At 70.1% G+C, this 4,916-nt stretch carries 7 protein-coding genes; 5 read left to right on the plus strand and 2 right to left on the minus strand.

Going from position 1 to position 4,916, the window contains the following annotated elements; genetic code table 11:
• Positions 1–118: 118 nt before the first annotated feature.
• Positions 119–745 (minus strand): hypothetical protein, encoded by a 627-nt coding sequence (locus ETD96_RS41340; protein WP_138641933.1) that lies wholly within the window; start codon positions 743–745, stop codon positions 119–121.
• Positions 746–956: 211 nt separating this feature from the next.
• The gene (locus tag ETD96_RS41345) at positions 957–1,343 is read right to left on the minus strand and encodes an ATP-binding protein (protein ID WP_171069493.1); all 387 of its coding nucleotides are present in this window, start codon (positions 1,341–1,343) and stop codon (positions 957–959) included.
• Positions 1,344–1,493: 150 nt separating this feature from the next.
• Here ETD96_RS41345 and ETD96_RS41350 point away from each other — a divergent pair, with 150 nt between their 5' ends.
• The 5 genes from ETD96_RS41350 to ETD96_RS41370 all read left to right on the plus strand — a co-directional run.
• The gene (locus ETD96_RS41350; RefSeq protein WP_138641935.1) at positions 1,494–2,306 is read left to right on the plus strand and encodes a helix-turn-helix domain-containing protein; all 813 of its coding nucleotides are present in this window, start codon (positions 1,494–1,496) and stop codon (positions 2,304–2,306) included.
• On the plus strand, positions 2,303–2,503 hold the full coding sequence (locus tag ETD96_RS41355; protein WP_138641936.1) for a DUF397 domain-containing protein: 201 nt from the start codon (positions 2,303–2,305) through the stop codon (positions 2,501–2,503). Before ETD96_RS41350 ends, ETD96_RS41355 begins: the two co-directional genes overlap by 4 nt.
• Positions 2,504–2,645: 142 nt before the next feature.
• Positions 2,646–3,446 carry a hypothetical protein gene (locus ETD96_RS41360; protein ID WP_138641937.1) on the plus strand — a complete coding sequence of 267 codons (801 nt, stop codon included), beginning with the start codon at positions 2,646–2,648 and terminating at the stop codon, positions 3,444–3,446.
• A 16-nt stretch (positions 3,447–3,462) separates the two neighbouring features.
• Positions 3,463–4,548, plus strand: a complete 1,086-nt coding sequence (locus ETD96_RS41365; RefSeq protein WP_138641938.1) for a sensor histidine kinase — start codon at positions 3,463–3,465, stop codon at positions 4,546–4,548.
• Positions 4,545–4,916 (plus strand): response regulator (locus ETD96_RS41370; protein WP_138641939.1); only part of this gene is annotated, 372 nt, incomplete at its 3' end. The genes ETD96_RS41365 and ETD96_RS41370, both read left to right, overlap by 4 nt.

The raw sequence follows: 4,916 nt of genomic DNA on the forward strand, positions 1-4,916 counted from the left end.
GCCGCAGGCCGACGAGCAACGACCCGGCCCTGAACCGCCGCCACGCCGCCACCCGAGCCAAGGGCGCCCGCCGCCAAGCCCGCCGCGACGCCCGCTAACGGAACTGGCCGTCCGGCCCTCAGGAATTGGTGGCCGCGCGCCGTTGCTTGACGAAGCTGCCCCGGCAGTGCGTGCAGCAGAACCTGAAGACCTCGCCGTCCAGCTCCACCGTGACGGCATCGTCCATCGGGATGATCGCGCCGCACGTGGGATCGACGGCCATTCCTGCGGGCACCTCTTCGGCCGTCGTTCCTGTTTTCGCGCGCTCCATCATCTCCTGGAGGTCGGCGGTGCGGCGCACCCGCCCGTCCAGGCCGTAACCGCCTTCGGGGACGCCGGCCACCTGCACCAGCACTTGCGGCTCACGTGACTTTCCGTCGAATCCCGACGCCGTGCTCACCAATTCCTGCGTGGCCCTCGCGATGAGGTGCTCGCTCATCTCCTTCGCCCACGCTCCCACCTGGATCCTCACCACGCAGCACGGCGGGGCCTCCTCACCCGGCGCTCCGGCACCGGTGATCCAGATGTCCGGCCGGCGGACGGTGACATGGGTGAGAGAGCCGAACCACGCGAGCACTCCCGGATCCGTGTGGTGAACGCCTTCGCCATCGGAGAGGAGCCGTTCGGCCGTGAGGGAGGAGGCCAGGGCGCGGCATTCGGCTTCGGTGAACGCTTCCTTGGGGACGAGGAGCTCGATGAACAGCATTGCTGCGTCCTTTCCCGGTCGCTGTCGGAACGGTAGGGGTGGCACGCACGCCTCCAGGCGAACATACAGTACCCCCGTGGGGTTTATCGACCATTCGACCGAGACGGCCCCCGCACAGCGGTCCGAGACTGAGCCTCAACGAGCACAGGCACAGCCTTGGACGGGGAGGGTGTGCCCCTGAACGGTGGTCGCCCACGTCCCTGCGAATCGCCTACTGACCCAGGGCCCTCTCGGGGACGGGCATGAGCGCCCAGACGATCTTGCCCTCGCCCGTGGCGGACGGGCGGACGCCGGTGTCCTTGGCGTAGGCCGCGATGATCGCGAGACCGCGCCCGCTGAGCGCGTCCAGCCCGGCGACCGAGGCGCACGGAAGCTCGGGGGAGGGGTCCCAGCACTCCAGCACCGGGGCGCCGTTGCTCAGCGCGACCCGGATCCTGAGCAGACGCCCGCGCGCCGCCTCGACCGCATTCGTCACGATTTCGCTCATGACGACCACGGAGTCGTCGATCAGCTCACGGTCGCAGCCCCAATTGAGCAGGGCATACCGGACGAGTTCACGCGCGAGCGAGACCGAACAGTCCACTCCGAGCAGAGTCATCCGAATTTCCCTCGATTCCGGCATTTCGAATACCGGTACTTGATCGTCCATATCCGCCGTCCTGGTCTTCCGTTGATTTCTTGCCCAGGATGCGTGAGAGGCGTTTACCCTGTGATGGATTGGAATCCACGGAATACACTGGAGGTGGGAGTGAGTGTTCGCGAGACCATCGACCCGGACTCGTCACTTTGGGCCTGGCTGGCGTTCGACCTGTGGTTTCACCGCACTCGGCGCGGTCTCTCATTGGCGCAAACCGCCCAGATCGTCCGGGTGGCGCGCGGCACTGTATCCAACTGGGAGGCGGGCAGGCTTCGCCCAGGGGAGCAGTACATGGTTCTCCTGGACAAGGCGTGGGACACCGGCGGCCATTTCCAGCGGCTCCGCCACTATGCGATCACCGGACACGACCCGGACTGGTTCAAGCAGTACATGCAGTACGAATCGGATGCCCGGGTAATCAAGATCTACCACGGGAAATCCGTGCCGGTCCCCGTGCAGACGCCGGAGTATGCGCGTGCGCTCTTGCTCACCGGAGGGCAGGCGCAGCAAAGCGATCGAGAGGTGGAAGCCCGTCGCAAGCGCCAGGAGATCCTCGCCAGGGCGGACCCGCCGTACGTGTGGATCATCCTCGACGAAGACGTTCTGGACCGTCCGATCGGGGGGCCGCAGATCATGAGGGAGCAGCTCGACCACCTGCTCGAAGTCGATGAACTGCCGCATGTGTCGGTACGTGTCATCTTGAGGTCGGTGGGCGCCCACCCCGGGCTGGACGGCGCCTTTCAGCTCCTCGACCTGGGAGGACGGCAGGTCTCTTATGCCGGTGCGCAGTTGGCGGGGCGCTTCATTGAAGCTGGTGACGAGGTCGCCGCTCTCGCGATACAGTTCGATCAACTTGGGGCATTGGCCCTATCTCGCGATGATTCGCGAAAGCTGATCGGAAAGGTGCGGGAGAGGTATCTGTGAGCGAATGGCGCAAGAGTTCCCGGAGTGGTGGCGTCAACGATAATGCCTGCGTCGAGCTGGCCAGGCTTGGCGGCACCGTGGGCGTGCGCGACTCGAAGAACCCCGATGCGGGTCACCTCGGGCTCAGCCGCCGGGAGTTCTCTCAGCTGGTCGCGCGCATCAAGCGCGGTGGGCTCACTCTGCTCGCGGGCGACTGAGACGCCTTCTCATCCGGTGAGTCGGCGGTGACAGAGCTGGGCGACGGCGATGTCGCGGCGCCTGTCAATACCCCGAAGGTCACCGATTCGGACGACCACGGGTAGACGCCCAGGGCCGCCGCGTGACGGCAGCGTTGCGGCCATGAGCGTTCTCACCGACACCCGTGCGGTGGCCGCGGCGGCGGCCGCCGCCACCGCCGCCGTGCTGGCACCGCACCAACCGACCTACGACCGGGGCTTCGCGCCCGGCTGGGTGACGCTGGCGGGCGTCGCGCTCGCTCTGCTGTTCGCGTGGACGGAACGCGCCTGGGCCGGACGGATCGCTGCGGTGCTCCTGCTGTGGGCGGGCGGCGGAGTCGTCCTGGACGGCTTCCGCGCCTTCTTCTGGGCGACCGGCATCCCGGCGGGCGACTTCGCGCAGGTCAACTGGGCCCGTGCGGCGGTCCGTGGCGCCAGCCTGCTGACCTCGGCCCTGCTGGTGCTCGCGCTCGCCCGCCGGGCCCAGGGCCCCTGGCGGGAACGACCGTGGCTCGGATACACCGCGTTCACGCTGGCGTTCCCCTACCCGCTGCTGAAGCTGTACTGGTCGTTCGGCGGCGCCGCCGCCCGCCCGGAGCCGTACACCGAGGGCTTCCCGTACATGGAGTCGGTCATGCTCCTCGGCGGAGCGGCGCTGGCGCTGGCCCTGGTCCAGCCCTGGGGGCGGCACCTGCCCCGCCTGCCGCTGCTGGTGCCCGCGTGGGCGGCGACCGGCGCGCTGGTCAGCATGGGGGCGCTCGCCGGTTTCGGTACCGTCGCCCAAGCCGTCGGGCTGAGCGACGGACCGGTCGACTTCGGCGAACCGCTGACCGTCGCGATGGTCGGCGCCGTCTACGGGTCGTGGCTGCTGTTCGGCCTGGCGCTGGGCGGCGCCACCCTGACCTACCAGCGGCTCACCCGCTGACCTACGCTTTCACCCCATGCGTGCGAACCGTGCGGACGTGACGTTGGCGTTCGTCACCGGCATGCCCCTGGCGAGCCTGTCGGCGCTCGTCGCCGCGCTCTCGGTCCCGGGGGCGCGCGCGGCGGTCCTCCTGATCGCGGCGGTCGCCGCGCACCTGGCCCTCATCGGACGCCGCACCCGCCCGACCGGCTCGCACGCCGTGGTCTGCGCCGCGTTCGCCGTGCAGACCGCGGTCACCGGGCTGTTTCTGGTGCTTCCATCGGTCCTGGTCTTCCCCATGTCCGTGTACGCGGTGACGGCCTACGGCAGCCGCACCCTCGCCCTGGCCACCGGTGTCATCGGCTCCTGCGCGGTCGCCGCCCGCTTCGCCGCCGACGACAGCGTCCGCTCCGCGGACCTGGGACCGGAGCCGTGGCTGCTGCTCGCGCTGCTGCTGGCGATCGTCGCGGCGGCGTGGAGCATGGGCCTGGTCCGTCGCACCCAACTCGCCTACGCCGAGATGACGGCGGAGAAGGCCCGGCATGAGGAGCGGACGCGCATCGCCCGCGAGATGCACGACGTCATCGCCCACTCCCTCGCCGTCATCGTCACACAGGCCAAGGCCGGCCGCTACGCCCCGGACCACGCGGCCGGCGCGCTGTCCGCCATCGAGGACACCGGGCGGGCGGCGCTCACCGACGTGCGCGGCCTGCTGTCCGTCCTGCGCCCCGACCAGAGCCCCCAGCCGACGCTGCGCGACCTGCCGGCGCTGCTGGACCGGGTCCGCACCACCGGCCTCGAGATCGACCGCACCGACCAGGGCACACCGCGTCCGCTCAGCCCCGCCGCGGAGCTGGCCGCCTACCGCCTGGTCCAGGAAGGGCTGACCAACACCGTGAAACACGCGGGAACCACCGTCCGAGCGGCCGTCGACCTCGACTGGGGCGTCGACGCGCTGACCATCACGGTCCGGGACGACGGCGCGGCGGCTCCGTCCGCACCCGGCATGGGCCTGAGCGGGATGCGCGACCGGCTGCACGCGCTGGGCGGCTCCCTCACCACCGGCCCGGCCCGGGACGGCTTCGCGCTGCGCGGCCGCCTTCCGTACCCGGAGACGCCGTGACCATCAGGGTCCTGGTCGTCGACGACCAGGACCTCGTCCGCACCGGTACCGTCCTGGTCGTCGATTCCCAGCCCGACCTGCGCGTCGTCGGGCAGGCCGCCGACGGAGCCGAAGCCGTCCGCCTGGCCCCCGCCGCCGACGTCGTGCTCATGCACATCCGCATGCCGGGCATGGACGGGGTCGAGGCCACCCGCAGGATCTGCCGGGACGCCGGGCCCCGCGTCCTCGCCCTGACGACCTTCGACCTGGACGAGTACGCGTTCGCCGCCCTCAGAGCCGGAGCCTCCGGCTTCCTTCTCAAGGACGCCCCCGCCGAGGAGATGCTCACCGCGATCCGGACCGTCCATCGGGGCGACGCCGTCATCGCC

The organism is Actinomadura geliboluensis, assembly GCF_005889745.1.
Taxonomy (GTDB): Bacteria; Actinomycetota; Actinomycetes; order Streptosporangiales; family Streptosporangiaceae; genus Spirillospora; species Spirillospora geliboluensis.

Excerpts from the sequence above, each read along its gene's own strand:
- ETD96_RS41340 (WP_138641933.1), bottom strand. The coding sequence starts at position 745 with ATGCTGTTCATCGAGCTCCTCGTCCCCAAGGAAGCGTTCACCGAAGCC.
- ETD96_RS41345 (WP_171069493.1), bottom strand. The coding sequence starts at position 1,343 with ATGACTCTGCTCGGAGTGGACTGTTCGGTCTCGCTCGCGCGTGAACTC.
- ETD96_RS41360 (WP_138641937.1), top strand. The coding sequence starts at position 2,646 with ATGAGCGTTCTCACCGACACCCGTGCGGTGGCCGCGGCGGCGGCCGCC.
- ETD96_RS41365 (WP_138641938.1), top strand. The coding sequence starts at position 3,463 with ATGCGTGCGAACCGTGCGGACGTGACGTTGGCGTTCGTCACCGGCATG.